27 protein-coding genes and 1 pseudogene are annotated in these 26,610 nt (G+C 72.5%); 17 read left to right on the top strand and 11 right to left on the bottom strand.

What is annotated here, in order from left to right; all coding sequences use genetic code 11:
- Positions 1-18 precede the first annotated feature (18 nt).
- The 8 genes and pseudogenes from ACFS27_RS17205 to ACFS27_RS17170 all read left to right on the top strand — a co-directional run bounded on the left by ACFS27_RS17205 (position 19) and on the right by ACFS27_RS17170 (position 6,023).
- Complete coding sequence (locus ACFS27_RS17205) at positions 19-1,260, top strand: DUF3866 family protein (RefSeq protein WP_377185251.1); 1,242 nt, start codon at positions 19-21, stop codon at positions 1,258-1,260.
- The gene (locus ACFS27_RS17200; protein WP_377185249.1) at positions 1,257-1,715 is read left to right on the top strand and encodes a hypothetical protein; all 459 of its coding nucleotides are present in this window, start codon (positions 1,257-1,259) and stop codon (positions 1,713-1,715) included. The genes ACFS27_RS17205 and ACFS27_RS17200 overlap by 4 nt, the downstream gene beginning before the upstream one ends.
- A 50-nt stretch (positions 1,716-1,765) precedes the next feature.
- Positions 1,766-2,026 (top strand): annotated as a pseudogene (locus tag ACFS27_RS17195) (DUF4129 domain-containing protein); the annotation flags it as partial.
- Positions 2,023-2,532, top strand: coding sequence for a hypothetical protein (locus ACFS27_RS17190; RefSeq protein ID WP_377185247.1), 510 nt, complete (start codon positions 2,023-2,025; stop codon positions 2,530-2,532). The pseudogene ACFS27_RS17195 and the gene ACFS27_RS17190, both read left to right, overlap by 4 nt.
- Positions 2,525-3,511 (top strand): AAA family ATPase, encoded by a 987-nt coding sequence (locus ACFS27_RS17185; RefSeq protein ID WP_377185245.1) that lies wholly within the window; start codon positions 2,525-2,527, stop codon positions 3,509-3,511. Before ACFS27_RS17190 ends, ACFS27_RS17185 begins: the two co-directional genes overlap by 8 nt.
- Positions 3,508-4,872: a DUF58 domain-containing protein gene (locus ACFS27_RS17180; RefSeq protein ID WP_377185243.1), complete on the top strand. Its 1,365-nt coding sequence runs from the start codon at positions 3,508-3,510 to the stop codon at positions 4,870-4,872. Before ACFS27_RS17185 ends, ACFS27_RS17180 begins: the two co-directional genes overlap by 4 nt.
- Positions 4,869-5,471: a hypothetical protein gene (locus ACFS27_RS17175; RefSeq protein WP_377185241.1), complete on the top strand. Its 603-nt coding sequence runs from the start codon at positions 4,869-4,871 to the stop codon at positions 5,469-5,471. Before ACFS27_RS17180 ends, ACFS27_RS17175 begins: the two co-directional genes overlap by 4 nt.
- A gap of 39 nt (positions 5,472-5,510) precedes the next feature.
- Positions 5,511-6,023, top strand: a complete 513-nt coding sequence (locus ACFS27_RS17170) for a Dps family protein (protein WP_377185239.1) — start codon at positions 5,511-5,513, stop codon at positions 6,021-6,023.
- A 103-nt stretch (positions 6,024-6,126) separates the two neighbouring features.
- On the opposite strand, the gene thpD is transcribed toward ACFS27_RS17170, so the two are convergent.
- From thpD to ectA, 4 genes are all read right to left on the bottom strand, one after another.
- Positions 6,127-7,062 (bottom strand): ectoine hydroxylase, encoded by a 936-nt coding sequence (gene thpD / locus ACFS27_RS17165; RefSeq protein WP_377185237.1) that lies wholly within the window; start codon positions 7,060-7,062, stop codon positions 6,127-6,129.
- Positions 7,059-7,460, bottom strand: coding sequence for an ectoine synthase (locus ACFS27_RS17160; protein WP_377185235.1), 402 nt, complete (start codon positions 7,458-7,460; stop codon positions 7,059-7,061). The genes thpD and ACFS27_RS17160 overlap by 4 nt, the downstream gene beginning before the upstream one ends.
- 120 nt (positions 7,461-7,580) lie before the next feature.
- The gene (gene ectB, locus ACFS27_RS17155) at positions 7,581-8,864 is read right to left on the bottom strand and encodes a diaminobutyrate--2-oxoglutarate transaminase (protein WP_377185233.1); all 1,284 of its coding nucleotides are present in this window, start codon (positions 8,862-8,864) and stop codon (positions 7,581-7,583) included.
- A gap of 118 nt (positions 8,865-8,982) precedes the next feature.
- A complete protein-coding gene (gene ectA / locus ACFS27_RS17150; RefSeq protein ID WP_377185231.1) occupies positions 8,983-9,501 on the bottom strand; it encodes a diaminobutyrate acetyltransferase in 519 nt (172 codons plus the stop codon).
- 233 nt (positions 9,502-9,734) lie between these two features.
- Here ectA and ACFS27_RS17145 point away from each other — a divergent pair, with 233 nt between their 5' ends.
- Positions 9,735-10,367, top strand: a complete 633-nt coding sequence (locus ACFS27_RS17145) for a GNAT family N-acetyltransferase (protein ID WP_377185229.1) — start codon at positions 9,735-9,737, stop codon at positions 10,365-10,367.
- 73 nt (positions 10,368-10,440) lie between these two features.
- Here ACFS27_RS17145 and ACFS27_RS17140 read toward each other — a convergent pair whose 3' ends face one another.
- Entirely contained in the window at positions 10,441-11,046 is a 606-nt protein-coding gene (locus ACFS27_RS17140) for a tyrosine-type recombinase/integrase (protein ID WP_377185227.1), read from the bottom strand.
- A gap of 61 nt (positions 11,047-11,107) precedes the next feature.
- Between ACFS27_RS17140 and ACFS27_RS17135 the strand changes: the two genes are divergently transcribed.
- Positions 11,108-11,767, top strand: coding sequence for an IMPACT family protein (locus ACFS27_RS17135; protein WP_377185225.1), 660 nt, complete (start codon positions 11,108-11,110; stop codon positions 11,765-11,767).
- A gap of 23 nt (positions 11,768-11,790) precedes the next feature.
- On the opposite strand, the gene ACFS27_RS17130 is transcribed toward ACFS27_RS17135, so the two are convergent.
- Positions 11,791-12,795, bottom strand: coding sequence for a type IV toxin-antitoxin system AbiEi family antitoxin domain-containing protein (locus ACFS27_RS17130; RefSeq protein ID WP_377185223.1), 1,005 nt, complete (start codon positions 12,793-12,795; stop codon positions 11,791-11,793).
- Between the two features lie 320 nt (positions 12,796-13,115).
- On the opposite strand from ACFS27_RS17130, the gene ACFS27_RS17125 reads away from it, so the two are divergent.
- Genes ACFS27_RS17125 through ACFS27_RS17105 form a run of 5 tightly spaced genes read left to right on the top strand, consistent with a single transcriptional unit; the run spans position 13,116 to position 20,268 of the window.
- Complete coding sequence (locus ACFS27_RS17125; RefSeq protein WP_377185221.1) at positions 13,116-14,519, top strand: ABC transporter substrate-binding protein; 1,404 nt, start codon at positions 13,116-13,118, stop codon at positions 14,517-14,519.
- Positions 14,516-15,499, top strand: coding sequence for a carbohydrate ABC transporter permease (locus ACFS27_RS17120; protein ID WP_377185219.1), 984 nt, complete (start codon positions 14,516-14,518; stop codon positions 15,497-15,499). Before ACFS27_RS17125 ends, ACFS27_RS17120 begins: the two co-directional genes overlap by 4 nt.
- The gene (locus tag ACFS27_RS17115) at positions 15,496-16,344 is read left to right on the top strand and encodes a carbohydrate ABC transporter permease (RefSeq protein ID WP_377185217.1); all 849 of its coding nucleotides are present in this window, start codon (positions 15,496-15,498) and stop codon (positions 16,342-16,344) included. Before ACFS27_RS17120 ends, ACFS27_RS17115 begins: the two co-directional genes overlap by 4 nt.
- 46 nt (positions 16,345-16,390) lie before the next feature.
- On the top strand, positions 16,391-17,800 hold the full coding sequence (locus tag ACFS27_RS17110) for a Gfo/Idh/MocA family protein (RefSeq protein WP_377185215.1): 1,410 nt from the start codon (positions 16,391-16,393) through the stop codon (positions 17,798-17,800).
- Entirely contained in the window at positions 17,797-20,268 is a 2,472-nt protein-coding gene (locus ACFS27_RS17105; protein ID WP_377185213.1) for an alpha-N-acetylglucosaminidase TIM-barrel domain-containing protein, read from the top strand. The genes ACFS27_RS17110 and ACFS27_RS17105 overlap by 4 nt, the downstream gene beginning before the upstream one ends.
- 88 nt (positions 20,269-20,356) lie before the next feature.
- Here the strand turns inward: ACFS27_RS17105 and ACFS27_RS17100 are convergent, their stop codons facing one another.
- From ACFS27_RS17100 to ACFS27_RS17090, 3 genes are all read right to left on the bottom strand, one after another.
- Positions 20,357-21,784 carry a UTP--glucose-1-phosphate uridylyltransferase gene (locus tag ACFS27_RS17100; RefSeq protein WP_377185211.1) on the bottom strand — a complete coding sequence of 476 codons (1,428 nt, stop codon included), beginning with the start codon at positions 21,782-21,784 and terminating at the stop codon, positions 20,357-20,359.
- Between the two features lie 57 nt (positions 21,785-21,841).
- The gene (locus ACFS27_RS17095) at positions 21,842-22,462 is read right to left on the bottom strand and encodes an L-threonylcarbamoyladenylate synthase (RefSeq protein WP_377185209.1); all 621 of its coding nucleotides are present in this window, start codon (positions 22,460-22,462) and stop codon (positions 21,842-21,844) included.
- Positions 22,463-22,585: 123 nt separating this feature from the next.
- Entirely contained in the window at positions 22,586-23,575 is a 990-nt protein-coding gene (locus ACFS27_RS17090) for a threonine ammonia-lyase (RefSeq protein ID WP_377185207.1), read from the bottom strand.
- 95 nt (positions 23,576-23,670) lie between these two features.
- Here ACFS27_RS17090 and ACFS27_RS17085 point away from each other — a divergent pair, with 95 nt between their 5' ends.
- On the top strand, positions 23,671-24,591 hold the full coding sequence (locus ACFS27_RS17085) for a LysR family transcriptional regulator (protein ID WP_377185205.1): 921 nt from the start codon (positions 23,671-23,673) through the stop codon (positions 24,589-24,591).
- Positions 24,592-24,639: 48 nt separating this feature from the next.
- On the top strand, positions 24,640-25,098 hold the full coding sequence (locus ACFS27_RS17080; RefSeq protein ID WP_377185203.1) for a hypothetical protein: 459 nt from the start codon (positions 24,640-24,642) through the stop codon (positions 25,096-25,098).
- 15 nt (positions 25,099-25,113) lie between these two features.
- Here ACFS27_RS17080 and ACFS27_RS17075 read toward each other — a convergent pair whose 3' ends face one another.
- Both ACFS27_RS17075 and ACFS27_RS17070 read right to left on the bottom strand, forming a co-directional pair.
- On the bottom strand, positions 25,114-25,677 hold the full coding sequence (locus ACFS27_RS17075) for a DinB family protein (protein WP_377185201.1): 564 nt from the start codon (positions 25,675-25,677) through the stop codon (positions 25,114-25,116).
- Complete coding sequence (locus ACFS27_RS17070) at positions 25,674-26,564, bottom strand: class I SAM-dependent methyltransferase (RefSeq protein ID WP_377185199.1); 891 nt, start codon at positions 26,562-26,564, stop codon at positions 25,674-25,676. The genes ACFS27_RS17075 and ACFS27_RS17070 overlap by 4 nt, the downstream gene beginning before the upstream one ends.
- Positions 26,565-26,610 lie beyond the last annotated feature (46 nt).

Genomic DNA, 26,610 nt, shown 5'->3' with positions numbered 1-26,610 from the left:
TTCGGTAGCCTCCACCCTGTGATGACGTGGCGGATCGGGACCGTGATTTCCACAGGCAGGTCGTGGCAAGGGGCACGCGAGCTCGAGGTGACCCTCGACCGCCCCCTACCAGGGCACGGCGCCGCACCAGGGGACGACGTGGGCGGCGACGGCACCGCAGGCCCCGTGACCGTGCGCGCCCTCGCCTACACCGACCTGGTGGGCGACCCCCGGCCCGGCGACGCACTGCTCCTGAACGTGTCCGCCCTCGCCCGCGGGCTCGGCACCGGCGGGTACGCGCTCGTCGTCGGACCCGCCGCAACCGCCACCCACCTGCCACCCGACCCGGCCCCCGGTCCCGGCCACCTCGTCAAGGCCCGCTACACGCCACTGCAGACCATGGTCCTCGGCGTCGACGAGCAGGAGTCGCCCCACCACGCGACCCTCGCCGACGCCGACACCCTCGACGGCATGCCCGTCGTCGTCGCAGACCTGCACTCCGCGCTCCCCGCCATCATCGCCGGGATACGCCACGCCGCAGGCACCTCGGCCACCACCCTGAAGATCGCCTACATCATGACCGACGGCGGCGCCCTGCCCGCCGCGTTCTCCCGCACCATCGCCGCCCTGCGCGACGCCGACTGGCTCACCACCTGCATCACCGTCGGACAAGCATTCGGCGGCGACCTCGAAGCCGTCACCGTGCACACCGGCCTCCTCGCAGCCCGACACGTCGCCCGCTGCGACATCGCCGTCATCGCCCAAGGACCCGGCAACCTCGGCACCGGAACCCGCTGGGGCTACTCCGGCGTAGCCGCCGGAGAGGCCGTCAACGCCGCCGCCACCCTCGACGGACGCCCCGTCGCATCCCTGCGCGTCTCCGGAGCCGACCCCCGCGACCGCCACCTCGGCATCTCCCACCACTCCCTGACCGCCTACACCAGGGTCGCCCTCGCCCCCGCCGACATCCCCGTCCCCACCCCCACCACCGACGTCGAGAACCTCCCCACCTGGGGCAACCCCCTCACCCAGCGCCTCCGCGCACAGGCACAGACCCTCACCGCACCCACAGGCACCCCCAGGCACACCCTCGTCGACATCCCCGCCGACACCACCCTCCTCGACACCCTGCGCACCTCCCCCGCCGGGCTGCGCACCATGGGCCGCACCCTCGACGACGACCCCGCCTCCTTCGTCACCGCCGCCGTCGCAGGCATCCACGCCCACCACCTCACCACCCCCCACGACACCACACCCGACACCACGACCCAGCCCGCATGAGGGCCGCCACCCGCGTGACCAGCACCCTCCTGCTGGTCACCGTCGTCGTGCTCGGCGCAGCCACCGCAACACCCTGGAGCTTCAACCCACCCCAGCCCGCCACCCTGGAACCCCCCATGCCCGAACAGCTCCAGCCCGCACCCACCAACAGCCCCAGCACCCCCGCCACACCCCTCGACACCCCACCCGCCGACATCCGCTGGCTCGGCCTCGTCGCAGCGATCCTCCTCGGACTCCTCATCGCCACCATCCTCACCCTCGCCGTCCGCAAGCTCCTCGCCATCCTCCGCCAACGCACCACCACCACACCCGACAAGCTCACCAGCGGCACCGCCACCACCGGCACCCTCGCCGACGACGTCGACCTCCCCGAGCTCCAGGACGCCGTCTCCCGCGCCCTCGCCCACCTCGACGGACACGCCCGCCCCGCGACGCCGTCGTCGCCGCCTGGGTAGCCCTCGAAGACGCCGCAGCCCGCGCCGGAGCCCACCGCAACCCCGCCCAGACCCCCACCGAGTTCGCCGGCGCCGTCCTCGCCACCACCCCCGCACCACCCACCGCCGTCGCCCACCTCCGCACCCTCTACCAACGAGCCCGCTTCACCGACCGACCCATCGACCGCACCAGCGTCGACCAGGCCCGAGCGGCGCTCGCGGACATCGCCCGCAGCCTCGACATCGACGACAGGCAGCCCGACGACCCCGCCGCCGGCCCGGACACCGAGCACGACACCCCACGCGACACGCCACGGCAGGGACACAGTTGAGGACCTGGAACTGGCGCCGCATCAGCACCGTCACCGTCCTCGCCGCACTGGCCGCCACCGGACTCGTCATCTGGCAGGTCGTCGACCCCTGGCACGCCGCAGCCGCCGCCACCCTGGCCACCGCGACAAGCATCCTGTGGTCCGCCACCGGATCGACCACCGGATCGACCACCAGCGACCCCGAATGGCCCCGCAACCCCGTCGAAGCACGCGCAGGCGGACGACACGACGTCTCCGACCTCGGCTGGTCCGTGTTCGGCCGCGACGGCCACGTCACCGACCGGGTCGTCCGCCGCATCCGAGCCCTCGCCGCCGACCGGCTCCGCGCACACGGCATCGACCCCGCAGACCCCGCAGCAGAACCCGACGCAGAACGACTGCTCGGCGCTCGCGTCCTGCGACAGCTCAAGTCCCGTCAACCCCCTACGGCCCGCACCGTCAAGACCTGGCTCGATGCGATCGAACGCCTCGGGGCCGCACCCACCACCGAGGAGCACCGTGCCTGACCGGAACACACCAGCACCCCTGCCCGTCGCCGACGTCGCAGCGCTGGGCGAACGAGTCCTCGCCGAGGTCGGCACCGCCGTCGTCGGCATGCGCGACGCCCTCCAGGTGGCCCTCGCCACCATCCTCGCCGGCGGGCACGTCCTGTTCGAGGACGTACCCGGCCTCGGCAAGACCCTCGCCGCGCGCTCCCTCGCCACCGCCCTGGGGCTCGACTTCGCGCGCCTCCAGTGCACCCCCGACCTGCTGCCGGCCGACATCACCGGGTCCTCCGTCTTCGACCCGGCCACCCGCACCTTCGAGTTCCGCCCCGGCCCCGTCTTCACCGGCCTCTTCCTCGCCGACGAGATCAACCGCACCGCCCCCAAGACGCAGTCCGCGCTCCTCGAGGCGATGGCCGAACGACAGGTCTCCATCGAAGGCACCAGCAGGCCCCTGCCCAACCCCTTCCACGTGCTGGCCACCTCCAACCCCGTGGAGTACGAGGGCACGTATCCGCTGCCCGAGGCACAGCTCGACCGCTTCATGGTCCGCCTCGCCGTCGGCTACCCCGACCGCACCCAGGAGACCGAGGTCCTCACCCGCCGCCTCGCCCGCGGACAAGAAGCCGCCCCCGTCAACAGGGTCGTCGACCCCGCGACGGTCCGCGCCATGCAGGCGGGGACCGAGGCAGTCCTCGTCGACCCCGACGTCGTGCGCTACTGCGTCGACCTCGCCGCAGCCACCCGCGGCCACCAGGCCCTCGAGGTCGGCGCCTCACCCCGCGGCTCACAGAACCTCGTCCTCCTCGCCCGCGCGATCGCCGTCCTCGACGGACGCGACTACGTGCTGCCTGAGGACGTCAAGCGCGTCGCCGTCGCCGTCCTGGCCCACCGCATCACCCTCAACCCCACCGCCTGGGCCTCCGCCACCCGTCCGGAGACGATCGTCGCCGACCTCCTGCACACCGTCCCCACCCCCGCCACGGTCCCCACCCGATGACCGTCGGCGGCATCATCGTCGCCCGCGGACGCACCTCCCAGGGCACCCCCACCGACGGGCACCACGGCTGGCGACCCACCTCAGCCCACACCGCCGCCGCCGTCACCGGCGTCCTCCTCCTGACCATCAGCGTCATCGCCGGCCGCGCCGACATCGCCCTCATCGGCATACCCGGCCTCCTCGCCGCCACCTGGGCCCACGCCGCCCGACCCACCACACCCCCACCCGCAACGCTCCACGAACCACCCGGCACCGCCACACCCGGCGAGCTCACCGCCACCCTCCACCTCCCCGGCACCCCCACCACCGCCGACGTCGTCCACCTCCGCATCACCGCCACCGGCCACCGCGACACCCACCTCGCCCTCGCAGCCCACCCGCACGAACGACGCGTCCCCCTGCGCCTCTCGTCCGTACGCACCGGACCACAGGAGACGTTCACCGTCGACCTCCGCGGCTCCAAGCACCACACCTGGGAAGAAGAGCCCACCCAGGTCGGCGGCACCCCCCGGCTCGTCCTACCCGCCTCCGCACCACTGGGCCGCCTCCCCCTGCCCCACCGCCTGCGCGGACTGACCGGACCACACTCCGCACGCCGCCTCGGCGACGGCGCCGAGCTACGCGACATCCACCCCTTCACCCCCGGCGACCGGCTACGCAGGATCGACTGGCGCACGACCGCCCGCCGCTCACCCGACCTCGACACCCTCTACGTACGCCGCACCTACGCCACCGCAGAGGCCACAGCCGTACTCGTCGTCGACTCCCGCGACGAGGTAGGACCCGACGTACGCACCTGGCGCGGCTACGGCACCCTCCGCGTCGACGAACCAACCTCGCTCGACCTCGCCCGACACGCCGCAGCCTCCGTCGCCCACGCCCTCGTCGAAGCAGGCGACCGCGTCGGCCTCGAAGACCTCGCCCGCCGACGCCGCCCCCTCCCACCCGCCGCCGGCCGCCGCCACCTACGCCGCCTCGTCCACGGCCTCGCCCTGGCACACCCCAAGGACCGCGCCTCGGTACACCGCGTACGCCCACCCCAGCTCCCCGCCGACGCCATCGTCTACCTCTTCACCACCCTGCTCGACGACGAACCGCTCCACCTCGTACGCACCTGGCGCGCCGCCGGGCACCCCATCGTCGTCATCGACACCCTCCCCGACGTCCACCCCGTCATCGAGAACCACCTCGCGATCGCCTGGCACATCGCCCGCCTCGAACGCGAGGACCGCATCGCCACCCTCGACCGCGAAGCCATACCCGTCATCAGCTGGGCCGGATCCGAACGCGACCACGCCACCATCCGATTCGAAGCCCTCGCCCGCGCAGCACAACGCCACGTACCCGGACGCGTCCCATGAACCCCCTCACCGAACAGCTCCACCACCTCCGGCTCCGCCTCACCCACCCCGCCAACCGGCCACTACCCGAGATCACCACCGAGACCGGCCCCACCCTGCGCGGCTGGGTACTCCGCCTCGCCCTCCTCGTCCTCACCCCCCTCCTGCTCTTCACCGCCGCCGGTCGCACCCCCGACATCCCCGACGGCGTCACCTGGACCATCGCCGCCCTCAGCACCGGCCTCCTCCTCGCCCGCCCCACCCCCACCACAGCAGGCGGCACCGTCGTCGTCGCCGCCGTACTCTTCTGGGGCTTCACCACCGAACCACTCGACCCCTGGGCCCTCGCCGTCGCCCTCCTCGCCTACCTCCTCACCCGCATCACCTGGTGGGCAGCACACGTCCCGCTCCACGGACGCGTCGAGATCTCCGCACTGCTCGTCGGCTGGCGACGTGACCTCGCCGTCCTGGCCTGCACCGGCCTCCTCGGGGCGCTCGCGATGCTCGTGTCCGGCGCCACGGTGCCCGGCGCCGTCCTGATCGCCGCGCTGGCGATCGTGGGAATCGCGTTCCTCGCGCTGGCGACCGGCGGCGCCACGCGTGACGATGGACGGAGCTGACCAGCCGTCCCGACCAGTCGCCGCACGAGAGGACCCCTCATGCCCCGGAAGCTGCCTCGCTACACGGTCCCGTCCCTCACCCCCGAGGAGGGAGCCAAGGTCGCGGAGATCCTCCAGCAACGGCTGCACGCGCTGAACGACCTGCACCTCACGCTCAAGCACGTGCACTGGAACGTGGTGGGGCCGCACTTCATCGGCGTCCACGAGATGCTCGACCCGCAGGTCGACGACGTCCGCGCGATGGTCGACGAGATCGCCGAGCGCATCGCGACGCTCGGCTCCGTGCCGATCGGTACCCCTGGTGCGCTCGTCGCCGCGCGCAGCTGGGAGGACTACAAGCTGGGCCGCGCCCCGGCGATCGAGCACCTCGGGGCCCTCGACGAGGTCTACGACTCCGTCATCACGGTCCACCGCAAGGCCGCCGACGACACCGCGGGCGTCGACGACGTGACGAACGACCTGCTCATCGGCCACCTGCACAAGCTGGAGCAGTTCCACTGGTTCGTCCGCGCGCACCTGGAGTCGTCGTCGGGGGCGATCCCCGAGACCTGACGAGGAACGGGTCAGGCGCCCCGGTCACTCGGGTGACCGGGGCGCCTGACCCGTTGCCGGGTGCGCCTCCTGGCATGTGACGCGAAGGGTGTGACGCCCGGCGTCAGCCGACCGGGGTGAAGTCCCGGGTCCCGAGGAACGTCGGGCGTGCCGAGTCCGCCGCGAACGGCTCGACCGCCGTGTTCTCCACGCTGTTGAACACGAGGAAGATGTTCGACCGCGGGTACGGCGAGATGTTGCCGTTCGAGCCGTGCATGCAGTTGCAGTCGAACATGATCGCGCTGCCGGCCTTGCCGGCGAGCACGTCGATGCCGTTCTCGTCGGCCATCCGCGTCAGGATGTCCTCGTCCGGGGTACCGGCGTTCTGCATCACGAGTGACGACTTGTAGTTGTCGTTCGGCGTCTTGCCGGTGCAGGACACGTACGTCTTGTGCGTCCCCGGCATGATCATCAGCGGACCGTTGAACGAGTAGTTGTCGGTCAGCGAGATCGAGATGCTGACCGTCCGCATCCGCGGGAGACCGTCCTCGGCGTGCCAGGTCTCGAAGTCCGAGTGCCACGCGAAGTCCCCGCCACCGAAGCCTGGCTTCAGGTTCACGCGGCTCTGGTGGATGTACACGTCCGAGCCGAGGATCTGGCGGGCCCTGCCCACCACACGGGGGTCGTTCGCGATGCGGGCGAAGACGTCGCTCGACCTGTGCACCTCGAAGATCGTCCGCACCTGCTGCGACGTCCCCTCGATGATCGTGCGCTCGTCAGCGCGGATCTCCGGGTCGGTCGACATCCGCTGGAGCTCCGCCCGGAACTCCTCGACCTCCGCCGGCGTGACCAGGTCCTCGAACACGAGGTACCCGTTCCGGTCGAAGCCGTCCAGGAGCTCCTGCTCCAGCGGGCCGTCGGCCGCACTGCCCCAGACGACCTTGTCCTGGCGGGGTATCTCGGAGGCAGGGCCCTCCACCCGCGTCGGGTACAGGTCGGCGGGCTGGGCCGTGTTCTGCTGGGTCTGGGTCTGGGTCGTGCTGAGTGCATCCGTCGTCATACGGCGGCCTCCTCTTCCTTGATCAGCGGGTACACGCCATCGGCGTCATGCACCTCCCGCCCGGTCACCGGCGGGTTGAAGGTGCAGATCAGGCGCAGGTCAGTGGTGGGGCGCATCGTGTGCTTCTCGTTGCCGTCCAGGAGGTACATCGTGCCGTCGGAGATCTCGTGGATCTCGCCCGTCTCCCGGTTCTCGAGCTGTCCGGTTCCGCCGACGCAGTAGACGGCCTCGAAGTGGTTCGCGTACCACATCTCCGTCTCGGTGCCCGCGTACATGGTGGTCTCGTGGAAGGAGAAGCCGACGCCCTCCTTGGCGAGCACGAGCCGGCGGCTGCGCCAGTTCTCCGACCTGACGTCGCGGTCGGTGCCTTCGAGATCGGCCAGTCGGGTGACGATCATTTGGTGTTCCTTTCCTCGGGGGCTGTTGTCGCCCCTGCGGTCCGGGGCCCTCGTTGCGGGACCCCGCAGCGCAGGGCCCTGCGCCGCAGTCGAGCTGCGGCGCAGAGCCCTGCGGCAGTCCTACTTCGCTGCGGCGAGATCCGCGACGGGCGCGCCGAGCACCTCTGTGGCCGCCGCCGCGATGATGTCCACGCCGGAACGCAGCTCGTCCGACGAGATCGTCAGGGCGGGCATGGTCTTGAGGACCTCGTCCTCGGGCCCGGACGTCTCGACCAGCAGGCCGCGCTGGTACGACGCCGCGGCGATCTTGGACGCGGCGGACGTGTCGGGGAACTTGATCCCGGTGAGGAAGCCGCGCCCCTTGACGACGGCTCCTTCGTATCCGTTCGCGATCCGGCTCAGACCGTCGTGCAGCTCCGCGCCGCGCTCCCTGACCTCCCCGACGAACGTGTCGTCGGACCAGAAGTGGTTCAGGGCTGCGGTCGCGGTGACGAACGCCGGGTTGTGCCCGCGGAACGTGCCGTTGTGCTCGCCCGGCTCCCACTGGTCCAGCTCTGGGCGGATCAGGGTGAGCGCCATCGGGAGCCCGAAGCCGGAGATCGACTTCGAGAGGCACACGATGTCCGGGGTGATCCCGGCCTCCTCGAAGCTGAAGAAGTCGCCCGTGCGGCCGCAACCGGCCTGCACGTCGTCGAGGATCAGCAGGATCTCGTGCGCGCGGCAGAGCTCGGACAGGGCGCGCAGCCACTCGGGTCGCGCGGCGCTGAGGCCGCCCTCGCCCTGGACCGACTCCACGATGATCGCGGCGGGCTTGTCGACGCCGGAACCGCTGTCGCTGAGCACGCGCTCGAGCCACAGGAAGTCCTCGGTGGCGCCGGAGAAGTAGTCGTCGTACGGGATCTTCGAGCTGTTCGTGAGCGGCAGGCCGGCGCCGTTGCGCTTCATCGAGTTGCCGGTGACGGACAGGGCGCCCAGCGTCATCCCGTGGAACGCGTTGGTGAACGACAGGATGTGCTGTCGGCCGGTCACCTTGCGGGCGAGCTTGAGCGCGCTCTCGACGGTGTTCGTCCCGGTCGGCCCGGGGAACATGACCTTGTAGTCGAGGCCGCGCGGCGCGAGGATCCGGTCCCGGAACGTCGTCAGGAACTCGCGCTTGGTAGCGGTGTGCATGTCGAGCGAGTGCACGATCCCGCCGCTCCGCAGGTACTCGATCAGCGCCTCGAGCAGCACCGGGTGGTTGTGCCCGTAGTTGAGCGCACCTGCCCCGGCGAAGAAGTCGAGATAACTTCGGCCGTCCTCAGCGTGCAGCGAGCTGCCCGCAGCGGTCGTGAACGTCGCGGGCCAGTTCCGGCAGTAGCTGCGGACCTGGGACTCGATCTCGTCGAAGATGCTGGTCGAGGACATGCCAGTGGGCATAGCGGTATTCGGGCGCATGGCTCCTTCCACGGTCCGGTCTCGTTGACCGGACTCGGCTGTGGTAGATCGGTTTTCTGCAGTTATGTGGGTTTTGACCTGAGCGCGGTCAGGAGAGCGGGCCGATGCGGAACACCAGCTCCGCGTCGTGGCCGTCCGGGAACGCTTCCGTGGGGAAGACCGTCCGCACGTCGACGGGCGCACCCTGGGCCGACGCGAAGGACATGAACAGGGCGATGGATGCCGTGTTGTCCGAGGTGATGGTCGTCTCGACGTGGGTGCACTCAGGGTGCCGCTCGGCGAGATGCGTGAGCATCCGGGAGGCGAGCCGCTGTCCACGGTACGCGTGGTCGACGGCCACCTGCCAGACCATCAGGGTGGTCGGCTCGTCGGGCCGGATGTAGCCGGTGACGAACCCTCCGGGTTCGCCGTCGACGCTCACGATCACCGAGGTCCGGGCGAAGTCTCGAGCCCAGAGGAGATACGCGTAGGACGAATTCAGGTCCAGCGTCTTGGAGTCGCGCGCAAGGCGCCACATCGCTGCTCCGTCTGCGACGGCGGGCTCCCTCAAAGCCACCGTGGTTTCGGTCGGATGGATGTGCTTGAGTTCCTCTTCGAGGTTCTGCATGACAAATCGACCGTAACGAACTTGCGCGGAGATTGCACATTGCGATCCTGTGACGATCCCGTTACTGGCGTGTTCGCGCGGCAAATGCGCGGTAACGCTAGAGCGCCTGATCTGCCGCTGACCAGCACCAGCACGCGGCTCCCGCGGGGTCAGCGCATGACCCAACGACGGCCATGTCACAGCACGGTCACATTCTGAGACGTCCGGCCGGGAGGGCAGGCTAGTGTGCCGGGGTGACCGAGCCATTCATCCGCCCGTACCGCGTCGCCGACCGCGCCGACGTCGCCGAGATCTGCGTCCGCACCGCCGCGGCCGGAGGCGATGCACGTGGCATCTACTCCTCCGACCTGCTCATGCCCGACGTCTACGCGCTGCCGTACCTGGACCACTCCCCCGACCTCGCCTGGGTCGTCGAGCACGAGGGCCGCGCCACCGGGTACATCATCGGCGTGGCCGACACCCCGGCCTTCGTCGACTGGTGGGCCCGTGAGTGGACGCCGGGCTTCGTCGCCCGTCACTCCGGCCCCGGTCCGGCGACCGGCCGGAACCCCGCCTACACCGAGGCACAGCTCGTGCACGACGGCGCGGACCCGGAGCGCATGGTTCGCGGCCTGCGCCACGGCGAGCTGACGACGCACCCCGCCCACCTGCACATCGACCTGCTGCCGGTGCTGCAACGCCGCGGCCTGGGCTCGCGCCTCATCGACACGCTGCGCGGCGCGCTCGCTGAGCGCGGTGTACCGGGCGTGCACCTTGGCTACGCGGCCGAGAACACGGCCGCCCGGCTCTTCTACGACCGGTACGGGTTCACGGAGCTGCCGTCGTCGACGCCGCAGGCGCCGCTGCTGGGCATCGCCACCACCTGACCCGTTCGCTGGGTGCGGGTTATCTGCGCTGCCAGGGGCCTTGAGCACACAAGTACCCCTGGCGACGGGGCGGTCAGTCCTGCCGGGACGCGTCCGTCCACGCCCGCCGGACCTGCTCGAACCGGGTCGGCAGCGGCGGTCGCAGCGCGCCGTAGCGCGCGTTCGTCCGGTGCACGAACCGGCGCCACGACAGCACCAGCCCCTGCCGGGTGATCGGCAGACCGGAGGCGACGGTGGTGCCGTTGTCGTGCGTGTGGTGCACCGTCAGCAGCAGCGCCCGCGGCACCGTGCCCTCCAGGTCGGCGGCGAGCTCCTCGCGCACCACCATCCAGTGCTTCAGGAGGACCACCAGGTCCGCCGACAGCAGGTGGCGCCGCGGCGTGCGGTGCTTCCCGTGCCGTACGAGCACGCTGCCCTCCGCCGCCCGGGCGCGAGCCGGCCCGAGATCGATGTCCTCGACCCGTACCCGCAGCAGGTCCCCGTACCGCGTGCCGGTCGCCCGCACGAGTCCCGTGACCACCGCCAGCCGGACCGTCTCCGGCTTGGCACCCGGCCGCATCGCCTCGGTGGACAGCTCGCGCCAGACCCACTCGGCCTCCTCGAGGCTCACGGGTGGCCGTGGGTAGCGGTCGAGCTCCCGGCTCCTGGCCTGTGGTGAGGGTATGTGGTTGCTGCTCATGACGTGAATCTACGCTTGGCACACTATTAATGGAAGGGGAAACGCCGCGTACTCTCGTGCGGTGGACCTCCCCCGTACGATCGCCCGGCCCGTCGACCACGAGGTGGTCATCAAGAAGTCCCGCTTCCTGGCCCACCTCGCCCCCGCGGCCGACGTCGCGGAGGCCGACGCCGTGATCGCCCGCCTCCGCAAGGAGCTGTGGGACGCGCGCCACCACTGCGTGGCGATGGTGCTCGGCACCCGTGCGGACCAGGCCCGCTCCTCCGACGACGGCGAGCCCAGCGGCACCGCGGGCGTGCCGATGCTGGAGGTGCTCAGGCAGCGGGGCGTCACGGACCTGGTCGCCGTGGTCACCCGCTACTTCGGCGGCGTGAAGCTCGGAGCCGGTGGACTCGTCCGGGCGTACTCCGGCGCGGTGGCCGCCGCGCTCGACGTCGCGGCCGACACCGGTGCGATGCTGCGCAGGGAGCTGCTGTACGAGGTCGAGGTGGCGGTCCCGCACGGGGACGCCGGCCGCATCGACAACATGCTGCGCGACTGGGCGTCGTCCCACGGCTCCGTGATGGAACCACCCGCCTACGACGCCGTCGCGCACCTGCGCCTGCTCGTGCCACCGGACCAGCTGGACGCCCTGTCCGCCGACGTCGCCGCTGCGTCGGCGGGGGCCCGCTCCCCCGCCGTCGGCGACGCCCGGGTGGTGGACGTGCCGGACCGTCCATAGCGACCCCTACGCGATGCATCCCATCATCGGCGTGTCGCGTGCCGTGCGTTGGGGTCGACGGGCGGCTCGGCGGGGCGGAGAACGACCGACCGGACCGCCTCGCCGACCCGGCCGGGTTCCCGGACCTCGTTCCAGGTGAACCGGAGGATCATCACGCCGCCCAGCGCGACGAGGTCGTTCTGGCGCGACCGGTCACGGAAGAGCGCGGCGAGCTCGGAGTGCACCCCTGCACCGTCGATCTCGACGACGAGGAGCCGCCCGTCCGCCAGACGGAAGCCCATGTCACCCCGACCGAGCAACGCCCCGTCCGGACCGAAGACCTTCACCTGGAGCTCGTCGGGAGGGACACCCGCATCGACGCAGTCCGTGCGTGCCAGCGACTCGAGCACCGACTCGGCGTTCTCCACCGATTCGTCCCACCAGGGCGCTGCCCGCACCGAACCGCGTCGCCCCCTGGCGAACTCCCTGGCCCGGGCCAGCCCGGCGGCGTCGACGACACCCCGGAAGCGGGCGCTGTCGATCACGGCGATCGCCGTCCGACGGTTCATCCTCGGGACGGCCTGTCCAAGGGCCCGCTCCGGTTCCGTGTACCGGAGCCCGTTCCGTTCGAAGTGGCGGTCGCCCAGATCCACCTGCCGGATCACGACGTGCTCGCTGCTCCGCCCGTACCGGCCGTCCAGGTACGCCACCTCGGGGACGAACCGCCACGGGATGCCATGCACTCCGGCCGCCACGAGGGCGGCCTGTCCCACCGCCACCGAACCGGGGCCGGCCAGGAGCTGGGCGAGCCACACCTTCCGGAGCCGGACGTGGTCGTACTCCCGCGCGGCGATCCGGTCGGCGATGCAGGCCGCACGGGTGTCCACGATCCCCCGGGCGACGCGGCGCAACGTCCCCGCCGCGACGAGCCGTGCCCTGCGCCCACGGTCGACGCCGGACGCGTCGCACTGGGCGATGGTCAGGAGGCCCTGCTGTCCGGCCGCGACGTGCAGCAGCCTTCTCGGCAGGGCAGGAAGGGGACGGGGCATGAGGACAGTTGACATCGCCGGCCGGCCCGTCGGTGGACCGTCCCGACGTTCCTGGGGACAGAGCGAGGAATCCCCGGTCTGTGGTCGCACTCGGGCCGGAGGCCGTTTCCGCGAGCCCAACGTCCTGCATCCCATCATCGGCGTGTCGCGTGCTGTGCGTTGGGGTCGCGCACCCGGGCCGGGGGTGGGGTCGACGGGAGGCCCGTCGGCGCGTCGGCCTTGACTGGCTCCCCGCGCGGGTGAAGTCTCTGGGACACCTAAGGAGCATCCCAAGGGGCATCCCCAGGGCACCCCACGGCCACCAGCACCGAGGAGGGACCATGCATCGTCGCATCCGCTCGTCCGCCGTCGTCGTCGCACTGACCGCCGTAGCCACCCTCCTCGCCGCGTGCGGCGGCTCCGCCGACCAGGAGGAGCAGGCCGAGTCGATCACCTTCTGGACGCCGCAGTCCACGCCGGAGCGGGTGGCCGCGCAGGAGGCCGTCGCGGCGAGCTTCACCGAGCAGTCCGGGATCAAGGTCGACGTCGTCCCGCTCGCGGCGGCCGACCAGGACCAGGCGCTGGTCACGGGCGCAGCGTCCGGGGAGGTGCCGGACGTCATCCTGGCCGGCGCCTCGCAGATCACGTCCTGGCAGGCCCAGGGGCTGCTCGACACCGACGTCGTCCAGGACGCCATGGGAACCCTCGACCCGGCCACGTTCAACGAGAACGCACTGGGTGCTGTCACCGTGCAGGGCGACGGGGCGGGCACTGTCGCGGCGGTCCCCAGCGACGGCTGGGTGCACCTCATCGCCTACCGCACCGACCTGCTCGAGGAGGCGGGCGTCGAGGTACCCAGCACGGTCGCCGAGCTCGCCGAGGCGGCGACCACCGTCAAGGAGGAGCTGGACGTCACGGGCATCGCGCTCGGTACCCAGTCCGGCACCGCGTCCGGCACGGAGGGCATCGAGTCCATCTTCCAGTCGGCGGGCTGTGAGCTGGTGTCCGACGGCGAGGTCACCATCGACGCGCCCGGGTGCACGGAGGCGGCCGGGCACTTCAAGGAGCTGCGGGACTCGTCGGTGGCCGGTGACTACGACGTCGAGTCGGCGCGCGCCGCCTACATGGCAGGGGACGCGGCGATGCTGCTCTTCTCCACGCACATCCTCGACGAGCTGGCGAACCTCGACGAGGCGGTGCCGCCGTCGTGCAAGCAGTGCGCCGACGAGCCGGCGTTCCTCGCGGAGAACTCGGGCTTCATCACGGTGCTGGAGGGGGACGGCTCGGCGCCGGACCAGGGACCTGCCCAGTTCGGCGCCACGCTCGCCTACGCGGTCCCCGCGCACGCGGACAGCGACGAGGCACGCCAGTACATCGAGTACGTCATGAGCGAGGGCTACGCCGACACGCTCGCCGTCGCCACGGAGGGCCGCCTTCCCCTGCGCACCGGGACCCCGGAGAGCCCCACGGAGTACCTCGACGCGTGGGGCGGCCTCGGCTTCGGGCCCAAGGTCGAGTCCTCGGTGGCCGAGGTGTACGGCGACGACCTGGTCACCGCCATGGGCGACGGTATGGCCGCCGTCTCCCGCTGGGGCCAGGGCACCCCCGACGCCACGCTCGCCGGACTGGTGGCCACCCAGGGCACGCTCGCTCAGCAGCTGGACCCGCTGTACCGGGGCACCGACCCGGCAGAGGTGACCCGGCAGATGGCCGCTGAGGTGACGGCACTCCAGCAGGACCAGTGACCGCCAGGCCGGTGGTGGACCGCCCGGCAGCGGCCCGGCCGGCGGCGCCCGCGCGGTCCCGGACGACGGCGGCGCAGCGCGCGAACCGCTCGGGGTGGCTGCTCGTCTCGCCGTCGCTCGCGGTGGTGGGCCTGGTGGTGCTGCTGCCGTTCGCGCTGGTGGTGGTGTTCGGGTTCTCCGAGATCCGCCTGATCGACATCCCGTTCCTCGGGACGGAGCCGATCGAGTGGACCCTGGACAACTTCCGGCGGGCCGCGGCCTCGCAGGCGTTCTGGGGCGCCCTCTGGACCACGGTGCTGTACGCGGGCCTGACGGCGGTCGGGTCGCTGGCAGTGGGCCTCGTGCTGGCACTCGCGTTGCGACGGCCGTTCCGGGGGCGCGGCCTCGTGCGCGCCCTGCTGCTGGTGCCGTACGTGCTCCCCGTGGTGGCCGCGGCCACCATCTGGAAGACGGCGCTCAACCCGCAGTACGGCGTCGTCAACGCGTTCGGCCGCGCCTACCTGGGCTGGGACACGCCGGTCGGCTTCCTCAGCACGACGTCGGCCGACGTCTGGGGCGTCCCCGTGCCGGTAGCGCTGCTCGTCGTGGTGCTGTTCGACATCTGGAGGTCGGCGCCGCTCGCGTTCCTGTTCCTGACCGCCCGGCTCCAGTCGGTGCCGGGCGAGATCGAGGAGGCCGCTGCGCTCGACGGCGCGAACCGGCGCCAGGCGCTGCGGTTCATCCTGCTGCCGCAGCTGCGGGCCGTGGCCCTCCTGCTGCTCCTGCTGCGCTTCATCTGGTCGTTCCAGACCTTCGACGACGTCTACCTGCTCACGGAGGGCGCCGGGAGCACGCAGGTCATGGCCATCCAGGTGTACACGGAGCTCGTGACCAAGGCCGACATCGGCAGCGCCGCCGCGTTCGGCCTGCTCATGAGCCTCATCCTGGTCGTGCTCCTCGCGGGGTACGTGCTGCTGTCCCGACGGACGGAGGAGTCATGAGCGGTGTCCGCCCCACGCGTGCCGCGCGCGTCGGTCGCGCGGCGCTGGTCACGATCGCGCTCGTGTGGTCGCTGGGTCCGGTGGCGTACGGCGTCGTGCTGTCCGTGCGGCCCTACGCGGAGGTGACCCGAGATCCCCTGGGGCTGCCGTCGCGGCTTGACCTGTCAGCGTTCGCCACGGCCATGCGGGACGAGTCCGACGGCGGGTTCGGGCTCGGCCGGTTCGTGCTCAACTCGCTCGGGGTCGCCCTGGGGACCGTGGTGCTGAGCATCCTGGTGTGCGTGCTCGGCGCGTACGCCGCCGCCCGCCTGCGGTACCGCGGCCGGGGCCTCACGAACGGCATCATCCTCGCGGTCTACCTGTTCCCCGGGATCGTGCTCGCCGTGCCGAAGTTCGTCATCCTGTCCCGCCTCGGGCTGACGAGCACCCTCGTCGGCCTGCTCATCGTCTACGTGGCTGCCACGGTGCCCGTCGCCCTGTACATGATGCGGAACTTCTTCCTCGCGCTGCCGCAGAGCGTGGAGGAGGCGGCGATCATGGACGGCTGCACGCTCGGCCAGCTCCTGGTCCGCGTGGTGCTGCCGATCGCGATCCCCGGTGTGGTCGCCACCGCGATCTACGTGTTCATGATCGCCTGGAACGAGTACTTCTACGCCCTGCTGTTCCTCGTGCAGCACCGCGACCTCTGGACGGCGCCGCTCGGCATCGCGCAGCTCGGCGACTTCCAGGTGCCGGTCACGGTGCTCCTGGCCGGTTCCATAGCGGTGACCGTGCCCGTGGTGATCGTCTTCTTCCTCGCACAGCGGTACATCGTGTCGGGCCTGGTGCAGGGAGCGGAACGATGAGCGCTGCGGTGGACGGCGACGTCAGCGGAGCGATGGGGACGGCGGCATGACGGCGACGCCGGTCCGCCTGGCGGTGCTCGGCGCGGGCGGCCGCGGAGCCGAGGCGTACGGCGGCTGGGTCCGGGCGCATCCGGGCCGCGCCAGGATCGTGGCTGTCGCCGAGCCCGACCGCGCGCGGCTGGACGCCCTGGCCGGCACGACGGCGGCGCGCTACCCCGACTGGCGCGCCCTCGTCGCCGACCTGGGACGGCTGCGGCCCGACGCCGTGGTCGTCGCGCTCCCCGACGCGCACCACGTCGCCGCTGCGGCGGCCGTCGCCGACGCGGGGCTGCCGATGCTGCTGGAGAAGCCGGCCGCCCCCACGCTGGACGGCCTCACCGAGCTCGCGGGCGTGGTGCGCCGGACGGACGCCCGGATCGCCGTCGGGCACGTGCTGCGGTTCACGCCGTTCTGGCGCGCCGTGCGCGCCGTCGCCGCCTCAGGGACCCTCGGCGACCTAGCCACGATCGAGGTGCGCGAGAACATCGGGTTCTGGCACTTCGCGCACTCGTTCGTGCGGGGGAACTGGCGCAGCGCCGCGGCGTCCAGCCCGATGGTGCTCGCCAAGACGTGCCACGACCTCGACCTGATCCGCTGGCTGGCGGGCGCCGCGCCCCGGACGGTCTCCAGCGAGGGTTCGCTGCTGCACTTCCGCCACGAGAACGCGCCCGACGGCGCCCCCGACCGCTGTACCGACGGCTGCCCTGCCGCAGCGGACTGCCCGTTCTACGCGCCCCGCTACTACGTCGACGCCCTGCGGGACGTCACCGGGCACCCCGTCACGATGCTCGGCGACGACCTGTCCCCCGCCGGCCGCCTCGCCGCCCTGCGCCGCGGGCCGTACGGCCGCTGTGTCTACCGCAGCGACAACGACGTGGCCGACCACCAGCAGACGCTCCTGCGCTTCGGTTCCGGCCTGACCGCGACCCTCACGGCCAGCGCGTTCACGGCCGAGAACACGCGGCACCTGGCGATCACGGGCACCCGAGGGCAGCTGCACGGCCACATGGAGTCGGGCGAGATCCGGGTCGACCTGTTCTCGCCGTCGGGCCGGCTGCCGGACGCCCTGCCCGACGTCGAGCTGGTCGCGTCCGGCACGGACGGGCCCCTCGGGCACGCGACCCACACGCTCGTGGCGCGACCCGTCGGGGATGCCGGACCCGACGCCGGCGGCCGGCCCGGCGCCGGGCCGGCCGGCAGCTCCCGTCACGCGGGCGGCGACGACGGGCTCATGGACGCGTTCTGCCGCGCGGTGGTGGACGGCACCGTCGGTTCGGGTGAGCTGTCGTTCGCCACCGCGCTGGACAGCCACCTCATGGCGTTCGCCGCCGAGGAGTCCCGGGCGGGCGCCGGCGTCGTCGACTTCGGGCCCTGGACCGCCACGGCGCTCGGTCCAGCGGGCCGGGGGTCGCCGTGAGCCCGCCGAGCGAGGGTCGGGCACCCGGCCCCGCGACCGGCGCGGCCTCCGATCCGGTGCCCGTCCCCTGGGCCGAGGCCGTCCGTGGTGTCGCCGAACGGGCCGGCCTGGACCCGCGGCTGGTCACCGTCGAGCGGCTGCAACCGGAGCGGCCAGGTGCCGCCTCGTCGGGCGCCGCTCGGGCCGCCGCTTCGCACCGCACCGCCCCGCACGGCACCGCCCCGCACGGCACCGCCGACTACCGGGCCGAGGCCGGGCGGCTCACGGTCCGCGGGACGGACGCGGTGGCCGCGTCGGTCGCCCTGTCCCGGTATGTCAGGACGCACCTGGGCACGCGCCTGACCTGGCAGCGTCCCCAGGTGGGCTTGTGCCCGCTGCCGGACGCGCCGCGGACCGCCGTCTCGTCGCCGCACGAGGTGCGGTACTACCTGAACGTCGTGACCTTCGGCTACTCCACGCCGTTCTGGGACTGGGACCGCTGGGAGCGCGAGATCGACTGGATGGCGCTGCACGGCATCACGCACCCGCTCATGCTGGTGGGGCACGAGGCGGTGCTGGGCGAGACGTTCCGCCGGTCCGGGCTGCCCGACGCCGAGGCCGCCGAGTGGCTGGGCGGCGCCGCGCACTTCCCGTGGACGTTCATGGGCGGTATGCACTCGTTCGGTGGCCCGCTGCCGGTGCGCTGGGCCGAGCGCCGGGTGGACCTCGCCCGGCGCATCCTCGGCCGGATGCGCGAGCTGGGCATGACACCGGTGCTTCCCGCGTTCGGCGGGCACGTCCCGCCCGCCCTGGTGGACGACCCGGCCGCCCGCCCCGAGGGCGACCCGGACGCCGACCCGAAGGCCGACCCGGACGCTGATCCGGACAGCGGCGCCAGGCGTCCGGGCAGTGAGCACCCCGCAGGCGAGATCGAGTGGCAGGGCTGGCGCATCCCGCTCCTGCACCCGGAGTCACGGCGTTTCCAGGAGCTGTTCGCGACGTTCGCGCAGGTGCAGCGAGAGCTGCTCGGGCCGGGCAGCGGGTACTTCGCCGTCGACCCGTACATCGAGTCGGTGCCGCCGTCGGGCGACGTCGAGTACCTGCGGGCCGCCGGGCGCGGAACCTACCGGGCGCTCGCCGCCGCCGATCCCGACGCGGTGTGGGTGCTCCAGGGCTGGCCGTTCCACTACAAGGGCGCGTTCTGGACGCCGGACCGCGTCGCCGCGTACCTGCGCGACGTGCCCGCCGACGCGACGCTCGTCCTGGACCTCTGGGGCGAGCACGTGCCGCTGCACACCGCGCTCCTCGCCGACGGCGCCCCGCTCGCCGGACGGCCATGGGTCTGGTGCGCGCTGCACAACTTCGGCGGTCGGCCGGCGCTCTTCGGCGACCTGCGCGGCCTCGTCCGGGACGCGCACACTCTGCCCGACGGCGTCCCCCACCTCCGCGGCGTCGGGCTGGCCCCGGAGGCCATCGAGAACAACGAGGTCTTCTACGAGCTCGCGACCGACCTCGCCTGGGACGACGCGCCCCGCTCCCCCGCGGACCTCGACGCCTGGCTGGACCGCTTCGTGCTGGACCGGTACGGGCTCACCCTCCCGGAGGTCGGGGGGCCGGAGCCGGTGGCCTCTGGGCCCGCCGGTGAGAACGGTTCGGACCCAGCTCGGGTGGCGCTGCGCGCTTGGCACACTATTACTGCGACCCTCTACGCCGACGGCCGCACCCGCTCCGTCCCGACGCCTGTCATCGCCCGCCCCTGGGCGGCCGGCCTCCCGTTCCCCGCCCAGCGCAGCGCGGGCGAGGCGATCGTCGGGGCGCGGCCCACGCCGTCGTCCGACGTGGACGCCGAGAACGACCCCGCCATCGCCGCAAGCCTCCCCCGCCTCGCCGAGGCGGCCCGAGACCTCGGCGCCGTGCTCGACACCCTGCCGGACTCCGTGCCTGGACCCGCACGTGACGTCCTGGCCGCCGACGTCGCCGAGCTCACCGGCCATGTCCTCGCGCAGGGCACCCGGGTGCACGTGCGGGGGATCCTGGCGGCGGCACGGGACGGCGACCCCGACAACGTCCGCGCCCACATGGACCGGCTGCGCGCCGACCTGCTGGCGCTCGACGACCTGGCCGGAGCCCGTCCGGAGACCCGGGTCGCCACCTGGACGGACGCCGCCCGCGCCTGGGGTGCCACCGACGCCGAGCGGGCCGCCATGGAGCGCGAGGCGCGAAGCCTGGTCAGCGTCTGGGGCGAGCAGCACAACGGCCTGCACGACTACTCCGGCCGGCACTGGCAGGGCCTCGTCCGCGACCTCTACCTGCCGCGCTGGCAGGCGTGGGCGGACTGGCTGGCCGACGCCGCGGCGTCGGGTCCTGTGCCGCCCGACGCCGACCCGGGCGTGCTGCGCGAGCGGATCGTCGCGATCGAGGAGGCCTGGCGGAACGGCACAGCGCCGGGTCCCGGGGCCGGGACTGGGGCCGGGACGAGTGATCGGTAGAACGTCAGAAGATCGGCACCTCGAGGAGCCGACCTTCTGACGTTCTACCGATCACGCCGCCGCGGCGCACGCCGGCGCCGCACCGGGCTCAGAAGCCGTCCGCGCCCACCGTCGCTCCGTCCGGCACCGTGCCGCCGTCGCCCGCGAGGGACGCCTTGCCCTCGACCCGCACGCCCGACCCGAACGTCCAGTCGCCCCGGACGGTCAGGGAGTCGGCGTCGCGCAGCGACGGCGCACCCGCGGCGAACCGCTCGGTGAAGCCGTCGATGAGCTTGTAGTGCGCCTTGTCCAGGTCCACGAGGGGCGCGTGAGCCTGCGCCTCGAGCCGGTAGTCGGACGTCAGGTCGTAGACGTCAGAGCGCAGCACCAGCAGGTCGTTGGTCGTCTTGACCGGCAGGAACCGCGACCGCTCCACCTCGATCGCCGTCGCGCCCTCGAAGACGGCGACCGCCGCACCCATCGCGGACTCGATCTGGACCACCGCGGGCGACGACGAGTCGGCCGGGTCGACCGTCTTGTCGTTGCGGATCAGCGGCAGCTCCAGCACGCCCGACGTCCGCTCCAGCTCTGCGGCCAGCGCCTCGAGGTCGAACCAGAGGTTGTTCGTGTGGAAGAAGGGATGGCGGGTGGCGTCGAGGGACGCGGTGACGTCGTCCGGGTGGGTCTGCGCGGTCTCTCGCTGGACGATGCGGCCGTCGGCCTTGCGGACCACGAGCTGGCCACCCTTGACGTCGGCAGGCGTCTTGCGGCAGAGCTCGGCGGCGTACGGGGCGCCGGAGGCCGCGAACCAGCCGGCGATCGTGGCGTCCGGCGTGGCGCCGAGGTTGTCGGAGTTGGACACGCACATGTACCGGAACCCTGCCTCGAGCAGGGCGACGACGACGCCGGACGCGTGCAGCGCCGGGTACAGGTCACCGTGGCCGGGCGGGCACCACTCGAGGTCGGGGTCCTGCTCCCAGGTGACCGGCGTGAGGTCGTGGCTCAGGAGCTTGGGCTCCCGGTTCTGCAGGAAGTCGACGGGCAGCCCGTCGACGGCGATGTCCGGGTAGCGCTCCAGCGCGGCCAGCGAGTCCTCACGGGTGCGGAACGAGTTCATGAACAGCAGCGGGAGACGCGCTCCGGTGGCCTGCCGGGCGGCACGGACCTGCCCGACGATGATGTCGAGGAACGTGAGCATCTCTGCCTCGCCCGAGCCTGCGTCCTGGCCCGAGGTCGGCGCGACCCGGACCGGCAGCAGCGACTTCGCCTTGTCCATGCCCATGGACGTGCCGAGCCCGCCGTTGAGCTTGAGCATCGCGGTCCTGGCGAGGGCCGCGGTGGCGTCGTCGTCGCTGATCGCGAGCTCGGCGCGGTTCGGGATGTCGACCAGCGGCTCGATGTCGTCCTCGCGGATCAGGCCGGTCTCACCCGCCTGGAGCAGGTGGTAGAACCGCGTGAACGTCTCGATGGCGGCGGGCGCCACGCCGGCTTCGGTCATCTTGGTACGGGCCTGCTCGAGCCCGGTGGGGTCCGTCATGGGCACAGGCTATGCGAAGCCGGTGTCACTCGAAGCGCGTGGTCGCGCGACGTGCGGCTACTCGAAGCGCGCGGGGTCCCCAGCGCCCTCGCGGACCACCTGGGGGTAGCCGTCGGACCAGTCGACGACGGTGGTCGGCTCGGTACCGGCGTCCCCGCCGTCGAGGACGGCGTCGAGCAGGTGGTCCAGCTCTTCCTTGATGGTCCAGCCGTCGGTCAGCGGCTCGGTCTGGTCCGGGAGGATCAGCGTGGAGGACAGCAGCGGCTCCCCGAGCTCGCGCAGGAGCGCCTGCGTGACCGCGGAGTCCGGGATGCGCACGCCCACCGTCTTCTTCTTGGGGTGCGCGAGCCTGCGGGGCACCTCCGCGGTGGCCGGCAGGATGAACGTGTAGGCGCCCGGGGTGGCCGCCTTGATCGCGCGGAACGCCGAGTTGTCCAGCTTCACGAGCTGCCCGAGCTGTGCGAAGTCCGAGCACACCAGGGTGAAGTGGTGCTTGTCGTCGAGCTTGCGGATGCTGCGGATGCGGTCCGCGCCGTCGTGGTACTCCATGCGGCAGCCCAGCGCGTAGGACGAGTCGGTCGGGTAGGCGACCAGGGCGTCGTCGCGGAGCATGGCGACGACCTGCGCGATGCTGCGCGGCTGGGGGTCGACGGGGTGGACGTCGAAGTAACGGGCCATGCCGCCGAGCCTAGTCCGGCGCCCGCACGAGTGCGCAGGCTCTACGGTTATCGCCCGAGCCTGCGGTTCCGCTCCAGGCGCGTGCCTCGTTCCTCGACCCGCACCCTGCGCTGCACCTCCGGCTCAGGCGAGAGCCCGCCGCAGCTCGTCAGCGCTGGCGTTCCCGCCCGTGCAGACGATGCCGACGCGGCGTCCGGCGAACCGCTCGGGGTCGGCCACGACGGCCGCGAGCGCCGCGGCGCCGGCTCCCTCTGCGACGGTGTGCGCCCCGGTGAGGTACAGGTGCTGTGCCGCGGTGATCTGGTCGTCGCTGACGAGCACGAAGTCGGCGAGGTGCTCGCGCATCAGCGCCTGGGTGACCTCGAACCCGCAGCCGACGGCGAGGCCCTCCGCGCGGGTGGTGTTCGCGCGCTCGACGAGTGTGCCGGCGTGCCAGGAGTCGTGCGCGGCGGGTGAGGCGGTGGACTGGACGCCGATCACCTCGGTGTGCGGGGCGACGGCGGCGGCGACGAGGCTCGCGGCGGCCGCGCCGGACCCGCCACCGACGGGCACGACGAGCACGTCGAGCCCTGGGGCCTGCTGGAACAGCTCGAGGTAGAGGGTGCCGACGCCCGCGATGATGGCGGGCTCGTTCGCCGCGCCGACGAGGCGGGCCCCTGAGTCCTGGGCGAGGGCGGCGGCCTGGCCCCGGGCGTCGTCGAAGGTGGCGCCGTGCAGGAGCACGTCGGCGCCCTGGTCCAGCACGGCTCGCAGCTTCACGGGGTTGGGGTCGTCGGGCATGACGATGGTGCACGCGGTGCCGGTCAGGCGGGCCGCGTAGGCGACGCCCTGGGCGTGGTTGCCCGTGGAGTAGGCGACGACGCCGCGTGCGCGCTCGGCGTCGGACATGGACAGCAGGAGGTTGCTCGCGCCGCGGGCCTTGAAGGCGCCGGTGCGCTGCTGGTTCTCGTGCTTGACGACGATCGCGGCGTCGGTGGCGCGGTCGAGCTCCGCGTACTCGCCCACCGGGGTGCGGACCACCGTGCCGTCGAGGCGAGCCTGGGCGGCGAGCACGTCGGCGATGGTCGGGTGGGCCGCTGACGAGAGGAAGGCCGGGAGGGTCGCGAGCGTCATGAGACCAGCGTGACCCGCACATGACCCATAGGTCCAATACCTGTTACGAAGACTTTCGATCGATAGCGCCTATCTTTCTGGGTTAGCCTGGAGACATGACCGCAGAGCTCGACCTCACCCGGTTGCGCGTCCTGGCGGCGGTGGCCCGTACCGGCTCCGTCACGGCCGCGGCGAAAGAGCTGCACTACGCCCAGCCCTCGGTGAGCCACCACCTGTCCCGCCTGGAGGCCGACGCAGGCCTCCCCCTGCTCCAGCGCCACGGCCGCGGCGTCCGCCTCACGGAGGCCGGCCGCCTGCTGGCGAACCGCGCGGAGGAGATCCTCGGCCGCGTCGAGGGCGCCCGCCGCGAGCTCGACGCGCTCGCCGGCCTGCGCGCCGGCCGCGCTCGCCTCGCCGCGTTCCCCTCTGCCCTTGCCACGGTCGTGCCCGACGCCGTCGCCCGGCTCCAGCAGGAGCATCCGGGCCTCTCCGTCGGCCTGGTCGAGCACGAGCCGCCGGACGCCCTCGCCGCCCTGCAGTCGGGTGCGGTCGACGTCGCGCTCGTCTTCGAGCACATCGACGTGCGCCACGCCCGCTCGATGGAGGACCTGTCGCGCTACGAGGCGACGACGATCCTCGACGACCCCGTCCACCTCGTCACGGCGGTCGACCTCGAAGCGGCTCCGGTCCCCGGGTACGTGCCCGACCTGAAGGCGCTCGACGACGCGGAGTGGATCGCGGGCTGCGAGCGGTGCCGGGCCGACATGGTCGCCCGCTGCGCCGCAGTGGGGTTCGCCCCGCGCATCGCCTTCGAGACCGACGACTACGTGGCGGTCCAGGCCCTGGTCGCCGCCGGCGCCGGCGTGAGCCTGCTGCCGGGGCTCACGCTCCGCGCCCACCGCCACCCCGGGATCGCGACAGCCCCTCTGCCTGGTGCGGTGCGCCGGGTCATGGCGCTGACGGTCGGCCCGCCGGCGCCGCCCGCCGAGGCGCTGATTCGGCAGCTCGTCGCCGCGGGGGCTAACGTCCCACTGTGACCTGGACCACCCACCCGAGCCTGGCCGGCTGAGAACAGACCCGGCCCGATGCTCCTGCTCTCCACCTTCTTCTACTCCGCGGGCGCCGCCGTCGCGGCCTTCCTCGCGCTCGAGGCCTACCTCGCGGTCGCCGCGGTCGACGACACCTACCCCAGCGTGGTCCTTGCCGCCGTGGCAGCGGCCGGTCAGGTCACCGGGAAGCTGCTCTGGTACTGGGCAGGTGCGGGGACCACCCGGCTGCCGTGGCTGCGCAGCAAGCTGGAGTCCCCCAAGGTCGCCGCCGCGATGACACGCTGGCGCGACCGCACGGACGGCCGCCCTGTGTACACGGGGCTCGTGCTGCTCGCCTCCGCGTTCGCGGGGCTCCCGCCGTTCATGCTGATGTCGGTGGTCGCGGGCGTGCTGCGGGTGCGGATGTGGCTGTTCCTCGGCACCGGCCTGGTGGGCCGGTTCTTCCGGTTCTGGATCGTGCTCGAGGCCGCCGACTACGCGTGGTTCCTGCTCTGACGAGCTCGGTCGTGGTCAGAGGTCGGTAGCGCCGTCCAGGGCCTCGCGCAGCAGGTCGGCGTGACCTGCGTGCCTGCTGTACTCCTCCACCATGTGCACGAGGATCCAGCGCAGGGAGATCTGCCCTCTGCGCCCTTCCCGCACGGCGTTCCGGTCCAGGACGCCCGCCCCGGGCGGCGGCGTCTCGGTGAGCACCTTGTCGAGGATCCGCTCGGAGGTCGCGACCGCGTCGTCGAACAGGCCGGTGAGCTGCTCGGGGCTCTCGTCGAGGGCGCTGTGCCAGTCCCAGTCGGCGTCCGCCGCCCAGTCCACGGTGTCCCAGGGCGGGGCCGGCTCGTTGCCCGCCAGCCGCACGTTGAACCACACGTCCTCGACGTAGGCGAGGTGCTTGAGCATCCCGGCCAGCGTCATGGTCGACGGCGGGTGCGGCGTGCGCAGCTGTTCCACCGTCAGGCCGTCGCACTGCCGCCGGATCGTGGCGCGGTAGAAGGTGATGAACGACCGCAGCATCGCCACCTCGTCGGCGGCCAGCGGTGGATCGGTCCTCGGCACGGGTGCCGCGTCCGGCTGTGAGCTCATGGCGCGACAGTACCGATCGCCAGGATGTGCTGGCTCATGTCCGGCACGCCAGGGGTGGTCGACAGGGTGCGGGCGAGTGTGAGCGCCGCATCGATCAGGGCGGGCGCCTCCGGGGCGTCGAGGGCCACCCGCTCCAGCGCCCCGCCTGCGGGTCCTTCGACGCCGTGCACGACGACGTCGGTCAGCCCTGCGTCGGCAGCCTCGGCGGCGAGCTCCGCGGCGTCGTGGAAGTGGGCTGCGGGGAACGCGATGTCGTCCGGGGCCACGCCGTGCTCCAGCACCGCCTGCCAGGCCGCAGGCGGGAACAGCTCGTAGCCGCCGCCGACCAGCGCCGCGAGCCGGGTGATGCCTGCGGCTGCCACGGTGCCGCCCGGACGGGTCACCCGGACGGCCTCGCGGAGCGCGCGCACCCGGTCCTCGCGGGTGGCGAGGTGGTAGAGCGGCCCGAGGAGGAGCACGGCGTCGAACTCGTCGTCGCCCAGGTCCAGGCCGGCCCCGCCCAGGTCGCGGGCGTCGCCGACGCGCGCCTCGAAGGTGCCGTGCTCCGCGGCACGGGCGACCTGGCCGGCGACCGGGTCGACCAGCAGGACGTCGTAGCCGTCGGCCGCCAGCGGCGCGGCGTGCACCCCGGTGGCGCCACCGACGTCGAGCACCCGGGCGCCCGGGGCGAGCCGCCGCCGGACCAGCTCCTGGGTCCTGATGTGCTCGACCGGGCCCTGCGCCGTGCGGGTGGTGAGCCGGGCGTGCTCGTCCCAGCCGGTCTGTCCGGCGTAGTACTCCTGGACCCGCAGGTCGACCGTGCGCTGGTCCGTCGCGCTCCGGACCGCTGCCGGTTCCCTCGCGGTCTGCCCGCTCCCGCCGTCGTCGTACTGTCCGCTGTGCTCCATGGCGAGACCGTAGCGGCGCTCTTCGACGGGCCGCCACGTGTTTCCG

Source organism: Promicromonospora vindobonensis (assembly GCF_042685865.1).
Classification (GTDB): domain Bacteria; phylum Actinomycetota; class Actinomycetes; order Actinomycetales; family Cellulomonadaceae; genus Promicromonospora; species Promicromonospora vindobonensis.
The sequence above is the reverse complement of the archived record's forward strand: the minus strand, read 5'-3'. Positions and strand labels throughout refer to the sequence as shown.